Raw genomic sequence first — 17,383 nt, forward strand, 5'->3', positions numbered from 1 at the left:
GGGGCCCGCCGCGCCGTCTTCGCCCTGTCCTCACCCCCCGCCCGGGTCGCGGGGCTTGTGCCCCGGGGTTACCGGGGGGCCGCAAGCTGCGGTTAGCGCGGGGCATGGCCCGGCGGAATCTCAACCTTCGTCGGTCTCGTACTCGACAAACACATCAAGCTCCAGCGCGAGCTCCTGCACCGCATCGCGCACCTTCTGCGCCGTGCTTTCGTTGCCCACTTCCACTTCCAGCTCATGGGTACCCGGGCCGATGTCATCGGACAGTCCCGCTGAACTGGAATCGTCATCGTCCATGTGCGGCATCAGGTCATCGGTTTCTTCCACATGCTCGATGCCTTCCAGGCCGAGCAGCAGGTCGCTGATCGCACGGGCATCGTCTTCGGTTCCGGTAATTCGCAGTCGCAGCATGGCCATGGCGTAGGTACGTTGTGGGGTTGCCTGCAGCCTAGCCAGCGTGGGGCAAAGAAGGGGTGAGGGTGCAGTCAGGCGGACGTGGTCGGACGGCCCAGCAGGCTGTCGGGCAACGCCGGTACCGGCGTGCGTTCGTCCTGGGCCTGGCCCAGCACCCAGTCGATGAACAGCCGCGCGGCAGGGCTTGGCGGCTGTCCTTCGGCATGCACCACGTAGTAGGCATAGCGCGCCTTCAATGCTGGGCCAGGCAGGCGCACCAGCTCATAGCGCTGCAGGTAGGGCTGGGCCACATGGGTACGGGCCAGCACCGCGCCCATGCCGTACACCGCTGCGCGCATCGCATCGGTGCTGTCGGCGAAGGTGTGCATCGCCGGCAGCGGTGACGGCGGGCGCACGCCGGCATGGCGGAACCAGTCGCGCCAGCCCTGCGGTGACAGGTCGCTGAGCAGCGGCAGTTCGGCGATGCGCGCCGGGTCCTGCAGCGTCTCCACCCCGGCCAGTGCCGGTGAGGCCACCGGGAACAGGTTGTCGTCCATCAGATGTTGCGCGTGCAGGCCCGGCCATTGGCCAAGGCCGTAACGGATGCCCACTTCCGGCCCGTTCTCGTCATAGCGGTCCAGGCCGCTGCCGGTGTGCAGTTCGATGCGGACGTGTGGATGGGCCTGGGTGAAGCGCGGCAGCCGTGGCAGCAGCCAGCAGTACGACAGCGAGCGCAGCGTCGCGATCCGCAGCGGCACGCTGTCGGCATCCGGCTGCAGGTGATGGGCGACGGCGGCCACATCGGCGAAGGCTGCACTGGCCGCATCGGCCAGCTGCCGTCCTTCCGCCGTCAGGCGCACGCCACGGGCGTGGCGCAGGAACAGCCGGGTCTCCAGCACCTCTTCCAGACGGCGCACGTGGTGGCTGACCGCGCTGGCGGTCAGATGCAGTTCCTGCGCGGCCTGGGCGAAGTTCTGGTGGCGCGCGGCGACCGCGAACACCGCCAGTGCGGGCAGCAGGGAAGGGCGTAGCAGCATGTCCAGCCTCAAACCATATTTGTGGCTGGCAGCGATACTACGCGCTTGTGCGGCGGTCGTCTGCGCCCGATCCTGTGGGGCCGGACGAGGAATGCAGCAATGGTTGGAGAATGGGTATGAATGCGGTCCCACAGATGGCCGAACGTGACTGGCGCACGCCGCTGGAACTGACCCTGCTCGGCGCGATCTGGGGCTGCTCGTTCCTGTTCATGCGGGTAGCGGTGCCGTCGTTCGGCCCCTTCGCCCTGGTCGAGGTGCGATTGGTACTGGGCGCGCTGGTGCTGCTCCCGTTCCTGTGGCGCGCGCGTGCGCAGTTCCCGCCGCGACGCTGGCTGTGGCTGGCGCCGATCGGCCTGGTCAATTCGGCGTTGCCGTTCGTGCTGTTTGCCTACGCGGCCGAGCGCGCACCGGCGGCGATCGGGGCGATCTGCAATGCGATGACGGTGCTGTTCGCCGCGCTGATCGCATTCCTGTTCTTTGGCGAGAAGATCGGCGTGCGCCGCGCGGGCGCGCTGCTGGTCGGCTTTGCCGGCGTGGTGGTGCTGGCCACGGCCAAGATCTCGGGGCTGAGCATCGGTACGGCGGTGCTGGCCGGTGCGGCCGCGTCACTCCTGTACGGCCTGGGCGTGAACCTGGTGAAGCGGCACATGACCGGGCTGCCCTCGGCCGCCGCGGCCGCCGCCACGCTGTCGTGTGCCTCGCTGTGGTTGCTGCCGATGGCGCTCACCCATCTGCCGCAGGGGCCGATCCCGGGCAAGGCATGGGGTGCGGCGATCGCGTTGGGCGTGGTCTGCACCGGATTCGCCTTCCTGATGTTCTATCGCCTGATTGGCCGCATCGGCCCGTCGCGTGCATCAACGGTGACCTATCTGGTGCCGTTGTTCGGTGCTGCATTCGCCTGGCTGTTCCTGGGCGAGCCGGTGACGCTGCAGATGCTGATTGCCGGTGGCCTGATTCTTGGCAGTGTGGCTGTCAGCCAGAAGGGCTGAGGTGTTTTGCACGTGGCGCGTGCTGAAGGTGCTTCACTGTTCATGGGCGTTACTTTTCTTTGTACGCAAAGAAAAGTAACCAAAAGAAACGTTCCGCCGGTCACGAGCCGATGCGCGTTGCGCATCGGTGCCCTGTGCTCCTCGGCCCGTCGAGGGACGGCGCGGGAACTCGCTGCGCTCAGACACCCGCGCCTCTTCGCCCTCGCCGGACCTGCGGTGCTCGGCTCGCTCAAGGCGGACCCAGATCAAATGCCACAGCTGCACCCAGTAGATCCACACCATGCGTGGATGCTCTTGCTGTTGATCTTGACCTTCCAGTCCGCCTTGAGCGAGCCGAGCATCGCAGGGGAATCAGGGGCGAAGAGGTGCCGATGTCTGAGCGCAGCGAGTTCGGCACCGTCCCCTGATTCACCGAGAAGCGCAGGGGACCGACGTGCGAAGCACGGCGGCTCGCGACCTGGCGGCGCGTTTCTTTTGGTTACTTTTCTTTTCGCGCGAAAAGAAAAGTAACGCCCATGAACAGTGAAGCACCTTCAGCACGCGCCACGCGCAGGAAGCCAGGCTCCTACCGCACCGGCACCGGAACATTGCACAGGTCGATATGCCCGGCCGGGCGCTTGTAGAAATCGTCCACACGATTACGCCGCGCTTCGACCGTATCGGCGAACGTCTTTGAGTCAGTGCGCAGCACCTGGATCGGAGTGCGCTCGGCCGCCGGCACATCGCTGGCACGGCGGATCGAGACGATCGGCGTGCGCAGCGTCGGGTCGGTATAGAAGCCCATCGGGGCCGGGCCACGCGGAATCGCGCTGAGCAGCTCCATGCCCTTCAGCACGCGACCGACCAGGGTGATGTTGCGGTCCAGCTGGCGCGGCGACTGGCCGGTCACCACATAGAGTTCGGCACCGATGCTGCTGTCTTCCTCGTTGCTGCGGCCCGCGCCGAGCATGCCGTAGCAGTGCGCCAGCCAGGCCTTGCCGGCCTGCGGATCCTGGCCGACCGGGAAGCCGTCGACGAAACCGGTCTGCGCCGCCCAGCCATCGCGGTCGGGCAGCACGCTGACCTTCAGGCCGGCGCTGGCGCGTTCGAACTCGGCTGGCAGCTTGCGCGCGGCACTGCCGAACGGCTTGGCCTTGGCCGCGTCATCGGCGTCGGCATCGCCGAACTGCACCACGAAGTTGTCCTGCGACCGGTAGATGCTGGTGCCATCCCAGAAATGCTCATGGGCGAAGGTCTGGATGTTGGCCACATGGCGCGGCGCGAACTGCGGCGCCAGCTCGATGATCACCCGCCCGGCCGGCAGGTCCATGTACAGCAGGTCGGCCGGGTCCGGCGTGCGCCAGTCGCTGGCCGCCGACGCCTCGAGGATCTGCTGCGGGCTGCGGTAGGGCGTGGCTGCGCCGGCCAGGGCGGGCAGCAGGCAGGACAGGGCGAGGGCGGTCAGGGCAAGGCGACGGTGCGACATGGAATACCCGCAACATGAACGAGGCTTCGATTCTGCGCGAGAGCCGGGCACGATGTCATGTGCCCGAACGCGGGCACAGCGTCAATCCGCAGCGGCACTGAAGTAGTTGTCGAGTGCCTCGCCGGCGCATTGCCCTTGCTCACGCGGTGTGGGCCGCAATTCGCAGGCAGCAAGCGCGGGATGGATCGCTGCGTAGTCGACCACGACATTCTCCGCAGGACGCTGCGCTGCGTGATAGCAGACCATTCCCCGGTACACCGTGTACACCGCTGGCTCGATGGGGTGGAGATCGCTGAACACCTCCGCCACCGTTTCGCGTGCCATGGCCGCGTGCCATGCAGGGTCGCTCTTCTCCGGCGTGGCGCGCGCCAGTACGGCGTCTCCTTCTTCGCCGCGCTGGCGTGCATCCAGGGCAAGCAGCGCAAAGGCGATCGACTCATGCGAGCCATCGACGAAGTCGCACCCCGTCATGGCGCGTGCGGGAGCGGCCACCGCAGTCAGCAGGAGAAGGGGAAGGAGGGCGATGGACGTCTTCATGACCAGGTTCAGGTTCGTCAGGGGTGGCGATTCTGACAGATGCACGGGTCGCTGGCCGGTTGAGCGGATACCAAAGGCAGAGTGACTAACGACACATTCGCTATAGCGAACTTCACACTACTGTTGACTTCAACGTAGTGGAGGGCCGGTCATGTCCGAGGACGATGTCCACCTGAAAAAGTTCCAGAAGGAGCTGAGCGCCGGAACGGTGTCGCTGGCCCTGCTGGCGGTGCTGGCCCGGGCCGGTGAGCCGCTGTACGGCTACCTCATCGCCAAGGAGCTGGAGCGCGTGGGCGAGGGCGTGCTGAGCGGCAAGCAGAGCGCGCTGTATCCGGTGCTGCGCAACCTGGAAGGTTCCGGCCTGCTGGAAAGCCATGTGGAGCCGTCCAGCAGCGGGCCGCCGCGGCGCTACTACCGCATCAATGAACGCGGCCGCGAGGTGCTGGCGCAGTGGCGCCAGGCCTGGCAGGCCACCCGCGATTCCGTCGATTCCGTGTTGGAGGGGGTACCGCAATGAACGTCCCGAACCCGGCAGGTGCAGGCCTGCCAAGCACCATCCCGCACTACCTGGCACAGCTGCGTGCAGCCCTGGAAGGCGCCGACCCGGCGATGGTGCAGGATGCGCTGTACGACGCCGAGGAATACCTGCGTTCGGAGCTGGCCGCGCAACCTGGCCGCAGCGAGGCCGAGGTCATTGCCGACGTCGCCGGCAGCTACGGCGCGCCGGATGAAGTGGCCGGCATCTATCGCGAGACCGAAGTGACGGTGAACCGCGCGCTGCGCACACCACGTGCGGATACCGCGCCGGTGCTGCGTGCGGCCGCTGAAGCCAGTGGCGTGGCGCCGGCCGCGCCGCTACCGGCACCCGTGCAGCGCTCGGCGCTGGCACGCTTCTTCGGCGTGGTGACCGATCCGCATACCTATGGCGCGCTGTTCTACATGCTGCTGTCGCTGGCGACCGGCATCTTCTTCTTCACCTGGGTGGTCACCGGGCTGTCGCTGTCGCTGGGCCTGATGATCCTGATCATCGGCATTCCGTTGACGGTGCTGTTCTTCGGTTCGGTGCGCGGGCTGGCGCTGCTGGAAGGGCGGCTGGTGGAAGCACTGCTGGGCGAGCGCATGCCGCGCCGGCCGCAGTACACCGACCGCAGCCGCAGCTGGCTGCAGCGCATTGGCGACATGTTCACCGATGGCCGCACCTGGCTGACGCTGCTGTACTTCGTGCTGATGCTGCCGCTGGGCATCCTCTACTTCACCATCGCGGTGACGCTGTTGTCGCTGTCGCTGAGCCTGATCTGGGCGCCGGTTGCGGCGATCTTCAGTGGCGACATCCCCGGCGTGTACATCAACGACGTGAACGTATTGCCGATGGCGGCCTCGCCGCTGGTGGCCATCGTGGTTGCCGCCGTGGGCGCGCTGCTGCTGCTGCTGACGATGCATCTGGCACGCGGCATCGGCAAGCTGCACGGGCTGCTGGCCAAGAACCTGCTGGTGCGGCTGTAACAGATCCGGGGCCGGATCCCGACCTGGTAGATGCCAACCTTGGTTGGCACGATGCTGCCGGCATCGGAAATCACGGTAGAGCGCCAACCAAGGTTGGCATCTACCAGGAGCAGGCCAGCTGCAAGGCGGGGACTTACCCCGCCTTGCGGCGCAGCGGGGTGACGTTGCTCTTCTTCTTCGCCTTCGCAGCAGGTGCCTCGGCATGTGCGGCGAAGAAATCGCGCACCTTCGGGTACACCACTTCGCGCCAGCGGCGGCCGCTGAAAATGCCGTAATGGCCGGCACCGTCGACAATGAAATGCTCGCGGCGCTCGGCGGCGATGCCGCTGCACAGCGCCTGCGCCGCTTCGGTCTGGCCAAGGCCGGCGATATCGTCCAGCTCGCCTTCGATGCTCAGCAGCGCGGTATCGCGGATCGCCGAAGGATCGACCTTCTCACCATTGACCACCCACTCGCCGCGCGGCAGCAGGAAGTCCTGGAACACCACGCGGATGGTATCCAGGTAGTACTTGGCCGGCATGTCCAGCACGGCGTTGTACTCATCGTAGAAATTGCGATGCGCGTCGGCGTCTTCCAGATCGCCCTTGACCAGGTCGGTGTAGAAATCCCAGTGCGAACTGAAGTGGCGGCTGGGGTTCATCGACAGGAAACCGGCGTGCTGCAGGAAGCCCGGATACACGCGGCGACCGGCACCGGGATAGCTGGCCGGCACGGTGTGGATGACGTTGTTCTCGAACCACGACAACGGGTTCTGCGTGGCCAGGTTGTTCACTGCAGTGGGGCTGCAGCGCGCATCGATCGGGCCCCCCATCATCACCAGCGTGCGCGGCGTGGGTTCGCCGCGGCTGGCCATCAGCGAGACCGCGGCCAGCACCGGCACCGTCGGCTGGCAGACGCTCACCACGTGCAGGCGTTCGACGCCGAGGTGGCGGATGAATTCCTGGATGTAGGCGATGTAGTCCTCCAGCCCGAATTCGCCTTCGCTGCCGGGCACCATGCGCGCATCGACCCAGTCGGTCACATACACACGGTGATCGCGCAGCAGCGTGCGCACGGTGTCGCGCAGCAGCGTGGCGTGATGGCCGGACAGCGGCGCCACCACCAGCACGAACGGCTGGTTGAGCATGGTGTGCAGCTGGTCGGCTTCATTGCTGTGGCGCTTGAAGCGCAGCAGCTTGCAGAACGGCCTGCTGAGTTCCTCGTGCACCACGATCGGCACGCGCTCGCCCTCGACGTCGATTTCGTTGATGCCCCATTCGGGCTTCTCGTAATCCTTGCCGATGCGATGGAACAGCTCATTGACCGCCGCCAGGCGATCAGCGCCGGGCATCTGCGACCACCAGTGTCCCTGGTTGGCGAAGAACCTGGCGTTGGCCTGGGCCTGGTGCACCCAGGGGGCGAGCAGGTTGCGGGTCAGTTCGTGCAGTTGATAGAGCATGCCGACCGAATATGTATGGTCTTATGTTGCCGCGCAGCATAGCGCATCCGACTGTCCCGGACGTTAAGCGATATCGCGGCGCGTATTCAGCGGGCGGCCTGTTCCAGCGCGGCGGCTTCACCGGCCAGGGCTGGGCCCAGCCACAGGTGCGAGCCCACCGCCTGCAGGCCCTGCCGGGTCAACTGGCGCCGGTACCAGCGGGCAGGGCGCGACTGGAAGCCGTCATGGTCGCCTTCGAATTCATCCTCGGCGGCAAAGGTTTCCAGGAAGGCCACACCGGCGGTCAGCTCGGCCACGCCAGCCAGCCCGGCGCGCAGTTCGCGGTCGGGTACGTAGTGCATCACATCCGAACAGACCAGCAGATCGACCGGTGCGCAGGGGCGAAGCCAGGCGAAATCGGCAAAGCCGGCCAGGTGCAGGTTACGGGTGCGGCCGTAGCGGCGCACAGCGTACTCGCTGCTGTCGAAGCCGAGGTAGTCGACCTTCGGACGCAGTTTCAACAGCGGTGCGCGCCACGCACCTTCGCCGCAGCCGATGTCCAGCACGCTGCGGATCGGTCGTTCCAGGTAGTACTCGGCCGTCGCCACGGCGAGGGCGACCTTGCGCGCCAGCCGTGCGCTGCCACCGATGTCGGCGCTGCGGTACCAGCGTTGGAAGTAGGCGGCGTCGTAGGTCTTTTCCATGGCGTTCGGGTGCACTGGTGAAATCGGCGCCTATCGTACGGCGTTGCAGCACGCCATGCGTCGATGTGTCGCGCGCTCCACGCCCGCGGCGGTCCCGTCATGCCATGCGAGAATGGCCGCCCACCTACGCCAGCCGCCGGAGCGAGCGCATGCAGAGCTACTACTGGGTCAAGACTTTCCACATCGTGTTCGTGGTGGCGTGGATGGCCACGGTGTTCTACCTGCCGCGCATCCTGGTGAACCTGGCCGAGACCGCAGGCCAGCCGGCGGTGACCGCGCGCCTGCAGCTGATGGGCCTGCGCCTGTACCGCTTCGGCCACTCGATGTTCGGGCTGGCATTCCTGCTGGGTCTGGTGCTGTGGCTGGGCTACAAGGTCATCCCCGATTTCCCGACCATGGTCGCCCCGGGCGGTGCCGGCTGGCTGCACGCCAAGCTGGGCTTGGTGGTCGTGCTGCTGGCCTATTTCATCTGGATCGGCCGCCTGCTCAAGGGCGTCGCCAAGGGCAGGGCGTTGCCGTCGTCGCGCGCGCTGCGCTGGATCAACGAGATCCCGCTGTTGGCCTTCATCCCGATCGTGTGGCTGGTGCTGGCCAAGCCGTTCTGAGGGAGGCCCTGCATCGCGTAGATCCACGCCATGCGTGGATGCCGCACGCAACGCACGTAAATGAAAAGAGCCGGGCAGATGCCCGGCTCTGTTGTTTCTGCAATCACCCGGGTGTTGCCGGCCAGCGGCCGGCACCGCCTCATGCCGCCTCGTAGGTACCGTAGCTGCGCAGGCGCGTGTAGCGCTGTTCCAGCAGCTGCTCGGTGGACAGCTTTTCCAGTGCATCCAGCTCGTTCAAGAGCACCGCCTTCAGGCGCTTGGCCATCTGGTTCGGGTTGCGGTGGGCACCGCCGGTCGGCTCGCGCACGACCTTGTCCACCAGGCCCAGGCCCTTCAGGCGCGGCGCGGTCAGGCCCAACTGCTCGGCAGCATCCTTGGCCTTGCCGGCGTCCTTCCACAGGATCGAGGCGCAGCCTTCCGGGGTGATCGTCGAATACACCGCGTACTCCAGCATCACGGTGCGGTCGCCCACGCCCAAGGCCAATGCGCCGCCGGAGCCGCCTTCACCGATCACGGTGCAGATGATCGGCACCTTCAGTTCAGCCATCTCGATCAGGTTGCGCGCGATCGCCTCGGACTGGCCACGCGACTCGGCATCGATACCCGGCCAGGCGCCGGCGGTGTCGATCAGGGTCAGCACCGGCAGGCCGAAACGCTCGGCCATCTTCATCAGGCGCAGGGCCTTGCGGTAGCCCTCGGGCTTGGGCATGCCGAAGTTGCGCTTGATCTTTTCCTTGGTGTCGCGACCCTTCTGGTGGCCGATCACCATCACCGCACGGCCATTGATGCGGGCCAGGCCGCCCATGATGGCCTTGTCGTCGGCGAAGGCGCGGTCGCCGGCCAGTTCCTGGAACTCATCGCAGATGATGCGGATGTAGTCGGCGGTATACGGGCGCGACGGGTGGCGGGCCAGCTGCAGCACCTGCCACGAGGTCAGGTTGCGGAAAATCTGCGCGGTACGCACGCGCAGCTTGTCCTGCAGTGCGTTCACTTCGGCCTCGACATTGACCGCCGGACCGGCACTGGCGTTGCGCAGTTCCTGGATCTTGGCTTCCAGGTCGGCGATGGGTTGCTCGAAGTCGAGGTAGTTCGGATTCATCGGAAGCCGTCGTGTAAAGAAGAGGGGAATTCTAGCCGAATGCGCAGGAACGGCCCGTACGCCTTCGTCTGGAAGGCGACGGTAGCGCAGTGGAGGCGGGCTGCGCCAGTCACGCGGCCCGCCCCTGTCAGGGCAGGACCAGCGCGCTGCGGGCCATTTCGGTGCTGCGGAGGGTCACAAAGTCGTTGTAGGCCTCGTTGGCCGCGACCGGCAGCTTTGCGCCCAGTGTCATGGTGGCCTGGGTGAAGGCCATCTGCGCCTGGAAGTCTTCCTTGCGCAGGGCCTTCTGTTCGCTGGCCGTGTTGGCCTTCAGCCAGCGCGCATAGATGTCGCGCATCTGGCCGGCATGGGCCTCGAAGGCCGGGTCCAGGGCTGGCAGGGCCGGCGCCGGCTGCACGGTGTAGGTCGGCGCGACGTAGCCGGCCGGCTGCTCGCGCCTGTAGGCGCCGGGTTCGCCCATGCTCTGCTCGACATAGTCGATGAACGCCGGCGCAGTGAAGATCTTGGTGCTGATCCTGCCGCCGCTGGAATCGACATGGGCAACCACCTGTTCCTGCGGGAACGGCTCGCGCACGCCGAAGTTCCAGGTCTTGTCGATGAACAGGCCATGGAACTTGTCGAACGGGCCCTTGAACTCCACCCCGCCCACGTCGATGCCCAAGCCGCTGACACCGAAGTTCTTCAGCTTGTCTTCGCCGGTGACGTAGATCTCGCGTGCGGTGATGTACTCGCTCAGGGTGGGATTGATCAGGCCGCCGCGGCTGCCGGCATAGACGATGAAACGCACCTCGCCCAAGGTGCCGGTGTGCAGGCGGTGCTCGCCGGGGGCAAGGCTGACCGGACGCGACGCCTTCGCGGCCACCGGCAGGTCCTTGCCATCGATGCTGATGGCCAGCGGTGTGTCGGTGGGGTTGTCGATCTCGAAATCGACCTTGGACGAGCAACCAGACAGTGCAAGCGCAGCTACCAGCGGGAACAGCAGATTCTTCATTACAGGCAATCGTCCTTGACGTATGCAGCGGGGAACAGGAACAGACAGGAACCGGAAAGCAGGGCCAGCCTCAGTTGGCCCACGGTGGGCTGTAGCGCACCTTCAGCGTACGCACGGCCGGCTCGGCGCGCAGCGCCTCCATCAGCTTGGAGTCGACGCGCACGGCGCTCTGTCCGGACACATCGAGCATGCCGGCAATGCCACCATCGGGCCCCTTCAGCAACAGGTCCAGGCGCAGCGGCGTACGGCCGGGGCGATGGCGGTCGAGCAGCGCATCGATGCGCTCCCACACCGGGCGCTGCTGGCGCAGGTCCAGTCGCAATGACAGCCGGGTAGCGTAGTTGGCGCAGACTTCGTCGAAGTCCCAGCACTGGCGGATGCGCAGTGCGAAGCCACCGTTGAATTCATCCTCGCGCAGACCACCCTTGACCACCAGGATGCGGTCCTTGGTCATCAGGTGGCCGAATTCGGCCATGGCATCGGAGAACGCACTGCACTCGACGCGGCCGCGACCATCCTCCAGCTGGATGAAGATCTGGCTCTCGCCTTTGCGGCGCACCCCGACCACCTGGCCGGCCAGCACCGTCTGCACCTCCGGGCGCCAGCGCTTTTCGCCACCGCCGCTGTTGCTGTTGGCGCTCCAGATCTTCTCCACCGAACCGAGGTCGGTACCGACCAGGTCGCGCACGTCGTCGCGCCATGGGTCGAACGGATGGCCGCTGAGGTAGAAGCCCAAGGTGTCGCGCTCGCCGTTCAGGCGCTGCAGCAACGGCCATTCCTCTGCTTGCGGCAACTCGATGTGGATGGCCTGCACACCGGGCTCGGGGCCGCCGAACAACGAGTTCTGCCCCGATGCACGCTCGCGTGCCATCTGTTCGGTGGCCTTGATCACCTCCGGCAGCTGCAGCATCAGCGACGCGCGGTTGTGGCCGAGCTCGTCCAGCGCACCGCAGTTGATCATCGCTTCCAGCGTGCGCCGGTTGAGCTTGGCCGAGCCGATGCGGGTGCAGAAATCGAGCAGGTCGGTGTAGTCGCCGCCACGCAGGCGCTCATCGACCACCGCTTCGCAGGCACCCTGGCCGACGCCCTTGATCGCGCCCAGGCCATACTGGATCGTGTCCGGGGTCGAGGCCTCGAACATGAAGGCGGACTGGTTGACCTTCGGCGGCAGCACGGTCAGGCCGAGATTGCGCACCTCGTCCAGGAAACCGACCACCTTCTCGGTATTGTCCATGTCCGACGACAGCGTGGCCGCCATGAACTCGGCCGGGTAGTGACGCTTGAGCCAGGCCGTCTGGTAGCTGACCAGTGCATAGGCGGCAGCGTGCGACTTGTTGAAGCCGTAGCCGGCGAACTTTTCCATCAGGTCGAAGATCGCATCGGCCTTGGCTTCGCCCACGCCATCCTTGGCAGCACCCTCGCGGAAGATCTCGCGGTGCTTGGCCATTTCTGCCGGCACCTTCTTGCCCATCGCACGGCGCAGCAGATCGGCGCCGCCCAGCGAGTAGCCGCCGACGATCTGCGCCATCTGCATCACCTGCTCCTGGTACACCATGATGCCGTAGGTGTCGCGCAGGATCCGCTCGGTGCGCGGATCGGGATATTCCACGTCCTCGCGCCCGTGCTTGCGGTCGACGAAGGACGGAATCAGGTCCATCGGGCCCGGCCGGTACAGCGACACCAGTGCGATCAGGTCTTCGAAACGGTCGGGCTTGGCGTCCTTCAGCAGGCGACGCATGCCCGAGGATTCGAACTGGAACACCGCGCCCGTGTTGCCGGACGCGAAGATGTCCTTGTAGGTCGGCGCGTCATCCAGCGGCAGCTGGGTGATGTCCACCGGCGGAATGCCGGCGCGCTCGTGGCGCTTGTTGATCGCCTTCACCGCCCAGTCGATGATCGTCAGCGTGCGCAGGCCCAGGAAGTCGAACTTCACCAGCCCGACTTCTTCCACGTCGTTCTTGTCGAACTGGGTGACCGGGTTCTTGCCGCGGCCGTCTTCATCGTGTTCGGCGAACAGCGGGCAGAACTCGGCCAGCGGCTCCGGCGCGATCACCACGCCACCGGCGTGCTTGCCGGCATTGCGGGTCAGGTCTTCCAGCTGCCGGGCCAGATCGATCAGATCGCGGACATCGTCCTCGCTCTGGTAGCGCTGGATCAGCTCGGGCGAGGCCATCTCGCTGTCCTTGCCTTCGCCCATCGCATCCTTCAGCGAAATGCCGAGGATGTTCGGGATCAGCTTGGCCACGCTGTCGACCAGACCGTACGGGAAGCCGAGCACACGGCCGGAGTCGCGCACCACCGCCTTGGCGGCCATGGTGCCGTAGGTGATGATCTGGCTGACCCGCTCGCGGCCGTACTTGCGGGCAACGTAGTCGATGACCTCGTCGCGCCGGTCCATGCAGAAGTCGATGTCGAAGTCGGGCATCGACACGCGTTCGGGGTTGAGGAAGCGCTCGAACAGCAGGTTGTAGGGCAGCGGGTCCAGATCGGTGATCTGCAGCGCCCAGGCCACCAGCGAACCCGCACCGGAACCACGGCCGGGCCCGATCGGGATGCCCTGTGCCTTGCCCCACTGGATGAAGTCGGCAACGATCAGGAAGTAGCCGGGGAAACCCATCTTGATGATGGTGTCCAGCTCGAATTCGAGGCGGTCGCTGTAGTCCTGCGCGGTCATGCCGGCAGCGATCGGGTTCTTCTCCAGGCGCGCGGCCAGGCCCTTGCGCGATTCGCTGCGGATCCAGCTGTCCAGCGTCTCTTCGTCGGGCACCGGGTAGTCGGGCAGGAAGTAGGTGCCCAGGCGCATCTCGATGTTGCAGCGCTCGGCCAGCGCCAGCGTGTTGTCGATCGCATCGGGGATGTCGGCGAACAGCGCACACATCTCCTCGGCCGATTTCAGGTACTGCTGGTCGCTGTACTCGCGCGGGCGCTTGGGATCGTCCAGAACGCGCCCGGTGGAAATGCACACGCGCGCTTCGTGCGCGCTGAAATCGGACGGCGACAGGAAGCGCACGTCGTTGCTGGCGATCACCGGCAGGCCACGCTGGCCGGCGGCCATCAGCGCGAACTGATTGAAGTTCTCCTCGCCATCACGACCGGTGCGGGTCAGCTCCAGGTGCAGCCCGTCACCGAACACGCGCTGCCAGTCGGCCAGCTGCTGCTCGGCCAGGTCGTGCTTGCCGTCCAGTGCCAGCCGCCCGGCCAGGCTCTCGCGGCCGGCCAGGGCGAACAGGCTCGCATTGCCGGCCTTCAGCCAGTCCGGGTGCACGGCCACGCCGCCTTCCGGCCGATGGCCTTCCATCCACGCGCGGGTCAGCAGCCGCGACAGGCTCAGGTAGCCTTCGCGGTCGCGGCACAGCAGGGTCATCCGCCACGGGTCCTGGCCTTCCTCGGCGATCATCACATCGGCGCCGGCGATGGGCTTGATGCCCACGCCTTCGGCGGCCTTGTAGAACTTGACCAGGGCGAACAGGTTGTTGAGATCGGTCACCGCCAGCGCAGGCAGGCCCAGCTCGACCGAGCGGGACAGCAGATTGGCCTGCTTGGCCTTCTTCGGGTCGGCCTGGTCCGGCTTGGCCGGCACGCGGATGGTCGAGTCCGCCAGCGAGAACTCGGTGTGGACGTGGAGATGTACGAAGCGGGAGTTGGACATGCCGGACCAGGTTGGAGCGCGCGGGCCCCGGGTGCAGACGGGGGTTCGTCGCCGGGGTCGGGAAGCGCTGGAATGCCCGGTCAGGGTAGCGAGGGCAGGGGGTTGCGACAAGGACTTGACGGTACGCGATATCGCATTCGCGCTATCGCTCCCCACGGTTCGCAGGCGAACCGCGGGCCCCGTCTTACCATGCTTCCATACCCCCGCGCCGTCGGCGCGTCCCCCTGACCAAGGGGGACTCTCCCCCAGATGGGCTATCGCGCTGTCGGCCGTTGTTCAGGCGATGGCCGTGGTCGTCGACGCTTCCAGGCACTCGCGCACCGGCGCGAAGCTGCGCCGGTGCTCGGCACAGGGGCCGTGTTCACGCAGTGCGGCAAGATGGGCCGGGGTGCCGTAGCCCTTGTGCTGGTCGAAGCCGTACTGCGGGTGACGCGCATGCAGGTCCAGCATGTAGCGGTCGCGCGACACCTTGGCCAGGATCGAGGCGGCCATGATCGCGCGGTCGATGCCATCGCCGCCGATCAGTGCCTGCGCCGGCAGCACCAGTCCCTTGGGCACCACGTTGCCATCGATACGGGCGAAGCCAGCCACGTGGGCCACCGCTGCAACGACATCGCGCATGCCCTGCAGCGTGGCCTGGTAGATGTTCAGGCGGTCGATGGCTTCCACGTCCACCAGCACCACGTGCCAGGCCAGGGCCCGATCCAGGATGCGGTCGTACAGCTGCTCGCGGCGGGCTGCGGTCAACTGCTTGGAATCATCCAGGCCGTTCAGGCGCGGGCGTTGCGGATCGAACACCACCGCTGCCACCGCCACCGGGCCGGCAAGCGGCCCACGCCCGGCTTCGTCGACGCCGGCGATGCGGTGGCCCGGGTCGATCACCGCTGCCCCATCGAACAGGGCCAGGCTGGCCGCTGCGGCGTGGCGCCGGCTCACGCTCTTTCCTGGCCGCGGACCAGCAGTTCGCCAACCGCGTCGGCTGCGCGTGCCGATGCATTGCGGCGCAGGCGTTCATGCAGGCGCGCGTATGTGCCCTGCAGATCGGCGATCCGTTGCGGGTGGTCGAACCACTGCTGGACCGCTGCCGCCAGTTTTTCCGGCGTGCAGTCGTGCTGCATCAGTTCCGGCGCGAGGTCCTGGCCGGCAAGGATGTTGGGCAGGGCAAAGCGGTCGACCTTGATCAATCCCAGCGCTTTCACCAGGCGATAGGTCAGTTCGTTGACCCGGTAGCCCACCACCATCGGACGCTTTACCAGCATCGCTTCCAGGGTTGCCGTACCCGAGGCCAGCACCACCACATCGGCGGCGATCATCGCGCTGCGTGCCTGGCCGTCCAGTACATGCGAGTAGGCCACCGGCAACGCCGAGCGCGACAGTTGTTCCTCGATCAGGCGACGGCAGGCCGCGTTGGCGGCCGGAACCACCACGTGCAGGCCGGGAATGCGCTCGGAAACCTGCCAGGCAGCTTCGAAGAAGGCCTCGCCCAGCTTGGAGATCTCACCCAGGCGGCTGCCGGGAAGCACGGCCAGCACCTTGGCCGAGGCCGGCAGGCCAAGTTCCATGCGCGCCTCTTCGCGGTCAACGTGCAGCGGAATGTCATCGGCCATCGGATGGCCGACAAAGCGAGCGTCGATGCCATGCTTTGCATAGATCGGCGGCTCCATGGGGAACAGGCACAGCACCAGGTCGGCGCTGCTGCCGATCTTCTCCGCACGCTTCTCGCGCCAGGCCCATACCGACGGGCTGACGTAGTGCACCGTGCGTATGCCGCGCTGCTTCAGCCAGCGCTCGATGCCCAGGTTGAAGTCGGGTGCATCGATGCCGATGAAGACGTCCGGCTGCCATTCCAGCGCACGCTGGCGGAAGGCCGAGCGCAGCTTGAGCAGGCGCGGCAGGTGGCGCAGCACTTCAGTCAGGCCCATGACCGCAAGCTCGCTGGCATCGTGCCAGGTCTGGCAGCCCGCGTTGCGCATCGCATCGCCGCCGATGCCGGCGAACTCGGCGTGCGGGAAGCGCGCCTTCAGTTCGCGCACCAGGCCGGCGCCGAGCAGGTCGCCGGAAGCTTCACCGGCAACCAGCGCGATCCGCAGCGGGCGCTCGCTGAGCACCCGCTGTGCAGGAACGCTGCCAGCCATCGAGGCCAGCGGGATCACATCGGCGCCGGCCGGCGCCTGGCCGGTCGCGCTGCTCATCGCAGCAGGTGCCTCTCGGTGTGCTCGATGAAGTCCAGCATCGACTTGACGTCGTCGCTGTCACGCGCCTGCTCGGCCAGCTGTGCCTTGGCCTCGGCCAGCGGCAGGCCGGCCACGTACAGCGTGCGGTAGGCGCGCTTGATCGCGGTGATGCGCTCGGCGTCGAAGCCGCGGCGCTTCAGGCCTTCGCTGTTGATGCCGCGCGGACGTCCCAGCGAATCGGTGCCGACCATCGTGAACGGCGGAACATCACCATTGGTCAGTGCGCCCATGCCGAGGAAGGCATGCGCGCCGATGCGGCAGAACTGGTGGGCACCAGCGAAGCCGCTGATGATCACGTAGTCGCCCACGGTGACATGTCCGGCCAGGGTGGTGTTGTTGGAAAACACGCAGAAGTTGCCGACGTGGCAGTCATGCGCCACGTGCGTGTAGGCCAGCATCCAGTTGTCATCACCGATGGTGGTGATGCCGCCGCCGCCCCCGGTGCCGCGGTTCAGGGTGACGAACTCGCGGAACACGTTGCGGTCGCCGATCACCAGTTCGGTGCGTTCGCCGGCGTACTTCTTGTCCTGCGGCTCACCGCCGACCGCGACGTGGCCGATGAAACGGTTGTCGCGGCCGATCCGGGTCGGGCCATGGATGCTGCAGTGCGGACCGACCAGGGTACCTGCACCGATCTCAACATCCGGCCCGATGATCGTGAAAGCACCCACGCGGACGTCGTCGGCCAGGCGTGCCGACGGATCGATCACGGCAGTGGGGTGGATCAATGCGGCGTTGTCGCTCATCTCGCTCCTCCGGCCAG

17 protein-coding genes are annotated in these 17,383 nt (G+C 66.6%); 4 read left to right on the top strand and 13 right to left on the bottom strand.

Going from position 1 to position 17,383, the window contains the following annotated elements:
- Nucleotides 1-120: 120 nt before the first annotated feature.
- Together ACVOLJ_RS06485 and ACVOLJ_RS06490 are read right to left on the bottom strand one after the other, a co-directional pair.
- Nucleotides 121-414: a hypothetical protein gene (locus tag ACVOLJ_RS06485; RefSeq protein WP_475277902.1), complete on the bottom strand. Its 294-nt coding sequence runs from the start codon at nt 412-414 to the stop codon at nt 121-123.
- Nucleotides 415-482: 68 nt separating this feature from the next.
- The gene (locus ACVOLJ_RS06490; RefSeq protein ID WP_481563741.1) at nt 483-1,427 is read right to left on the bottom strand and encodes a LysR substrate-binding domain-containing protein; all 945 of its coding nucleotides are present in this window, start codon (nt 1,425-1,427) and stop codon (nt 483-485) included.
- A 116-nt stretch (nt 1,428-1,543) separates the two neighbouring features.
- Between ACVOLJ_RS06490 and ACVOLJ_RS06495 the strand changes: the two genes are divergently transcribed.
- Nucleotides 1,544-2,416: a DMT family transporter gene (locus tag ACVOLJ_RS06495; protein ID WP_481563742.1), complete on the top strand. Its 873-nt coding sequence runs from the start codon at nt 1,544-1,546 to the stop codon at nt 2,414-2,416.
- A 33-nt stretch (nt 2,417-2,449) separates the two neighbouring features.
- Here the strand turns inward: ACVOLJ_RS06495 and ACVOLJ_RS06500 are convergent, their stop codons facing one another.
- The 3 genes from ACVOLJ_RS06500 to ACVOLJ_RS06510 all read right to left on the bottom strand — a co-directional run bounded on the left by ACVOLJ_RS06500 (nt 2,450) and on the right by ACVOLJ_RS06510 (nt 4,418).
- Nucleotides 2,450-2,698, bottom strand: coding sequence for a hypothetical protein (locus ACVOLJ_RS06500; RefSeq protein WP_481563743.1), 249 nt, complete (start codon nt 2,696-2,698; stop codon nt 2,450-2,452).
- Nucleotides 2,699-2,981: 283 nt separating this feature from the next.
- Complete coding sequence (locus tag ACVOLJ_RS06505; RefSeq protein ID WP_475277905.1) at nt 2,982-3,881, bottom strand: peptidylprolyl isomerase; 900 nt, start codon at nt 3,879-3,881, stop codon at nt 2,982-2,984.
- Nucleotides 3,882-3,962: 81 nt separating this feature from the next.
- The gene (locus ACVOLJ_RS06510; protein WP_475277906.1) at nt 3,963-4,418 is read right to left on the bottom strand and encodes a hypothetical protein; all 456 of its coding nucleotides are present in this window, start codon (nt 4,416-4,418) and stop codon (nt 3,963-3,965) included.
- Nucleotides 4,419-4,569: 151 nt separating this feature from the next.
- Between ACVOLJ_RS06510 and ACVOLJ_RS06515 the strand changes: the two genes are divergently transcribed.
- Both ACVOLJ_RS06515 and ACVOLJ_RS06520 read left to right on the top strand, forming a co-directional pair.
- On the top strand, nt 4,570-4,935 hold the full coding sequence (locus tag ACVOLJ_RS06515; RefSeq protein WP_475277907.1) for a PadR family transcriptional regulator: 366 nt from the start codon (nt 4,570-4,572) through the stop codon (nt 4,933-4,935).
- A complete protein-coding gene (locus tag ACVOLJ_RS06520) occupies nt 4,932-5,921 on the top strand; it encodes a sensor domain-containing protein (protein ID WP_475277908.1) in 990 nt (329 codons plus the stop codon). Before ACVOLJ_RS06515 ends, ACVOLJ_RS06520 begins: the two co-directional genes overlap by 4 nt.
- A gap of 133 nt (nt 5,922-6,054) precedes the next feature.
- Here ACVOLJ_RS06520 and ACVOLJ_RS06525 read toward each other — a convergent pair whose 3' ends face one another.
- A complete protein-coding gene (locus ACVOLJ_RS06525) occupies nt 6,055-7,359 on the bottom strand; it encodes a polyhydroxyalkanoate depolymerase (RefSeq protein ID WP_481563744.1) in 1,305 nt (434 codons plus the stop codon).
- An 86-nt stretch (nt 7,360-7,445) separates the two neighbouring features.
- Nucleotides 7,446-8,042: a class I SAM-dependent DNA methyltransferase gene (locus ACVOLJ_RS06530; RefSeq protein WP_475277911.1), complete on the bottom strand. Its 597-nt coding sequence runs from the start codon at nt 8,040-8,042 to the stop codon at nt 7,446-7,448.
- Nucleotides 8,043-8,191: 149 nt separating this feature from the next.
- Between ACVOLJ_RS06530 and ACVOLJ_RS06535 the strand changes: the two genes are divergently transcribed.
- Nucleotides 8,192-8,647 carry a CopD family protein gene (locus ACVOLJ_RS06535; RefSeq protein ID WP_481563745.1) on the top strand — a complete coding sequence of 152 codons (456 nt, stop codon included), beginning with the start codon at nt 8,192-8,194 and terminating at the stop codon, nt 8,645-8,647.
- 139 nt (nt 8,648-8,786) lie between these two features.
- On the opposite strand, the gene ACVOLJ_RS06540 is transcribed toward ACVOLJ_RS06535, so the two are convergent.
- From ACVOLJ_RS06540 to lpxA, 6 genes are all read right to left on the bottom strand, one after another.
- Nucleotides 8,787-9,746: an acetyl-CoA carboxylase carboxyltransferase subunit alpha gene (locus ACVOLJ_RS06540; RefSeq protein ID WP_475277912.1), complete on the bottom strand. Its 960-nt coding sequence runs from the start codon at nt 9,744-9,746 to the stop codon at nt 8,787-8,789.
- A 127-nt stretch (nt 9,747-9,873) separates the two neighbouring features.
- Entirely contained in the window at nt 9,874-10,737 is an 864-nt protein-coding gene (locus ACVOLJ_RS06545) for a hypothetical protein (RefSeq protein WP_481563746.1), read from the bottom strand.
- Between the two features lie 70 nt (nt 10,738-10,807).
- The gene (gene dnaE, locus ACVOLJ_RS06550; protein WP_475277914.1) at nt 10,808-14,386 is read right to left on the bottom strand and encodes a DNA polymerase III subunit alpha; all 3,579 of its coding nucleotides are present in this window, start codon (nt 14,384-14,386) and stop codon (nt 10,808-10,810) included.
- A gap of 276 nt (nt 14,387-14,662) precedes the next feature.
- Nucleotides 14,663-15,322, bottom strand: coding sequence for a ribonuclease HII (locus ACVOLJ_RS06555; RefSeq protein ID WP_475277915.1), 660 nt, complete (start codon nt 15,320-15,322; stop codon nt 14,663-14,665).
- Entirely contained in the window at nt 15,319-16,578 is a 1,260-nt protein-coding gene (gene lpxB, locus ACVOLJ_RS06560; RefSeq protein ID WP_475277916.1) for a lipid-A-disaccharide synthase, read from the bottom strand. Before lpxB ends, ACVOLJ_RS06555 begins: the two co-directional genes overlap by 4 nt.
- A complete protein-coding gene (gene lpxA / locus ACVOLJ_RS06565; protein ID WP_475277917.1) occupies nt 16,575-17,366 on the bottom strand; it encodes an acyl-ACP--UDP-N-acetylglucosamine O-acyltransferase in 792 nt (263 codons plus the stop codon). Before lpxA ends, lpxB begins: the two co-directional genes overlap by 4 nt.
- Between the last annotated feature and the right edge of the window lie 17 nt (nt 17,367-17,383).

It is taken from the genome of Stenotrophomonas sp. STEN046 (assembly GCF_056759755.1).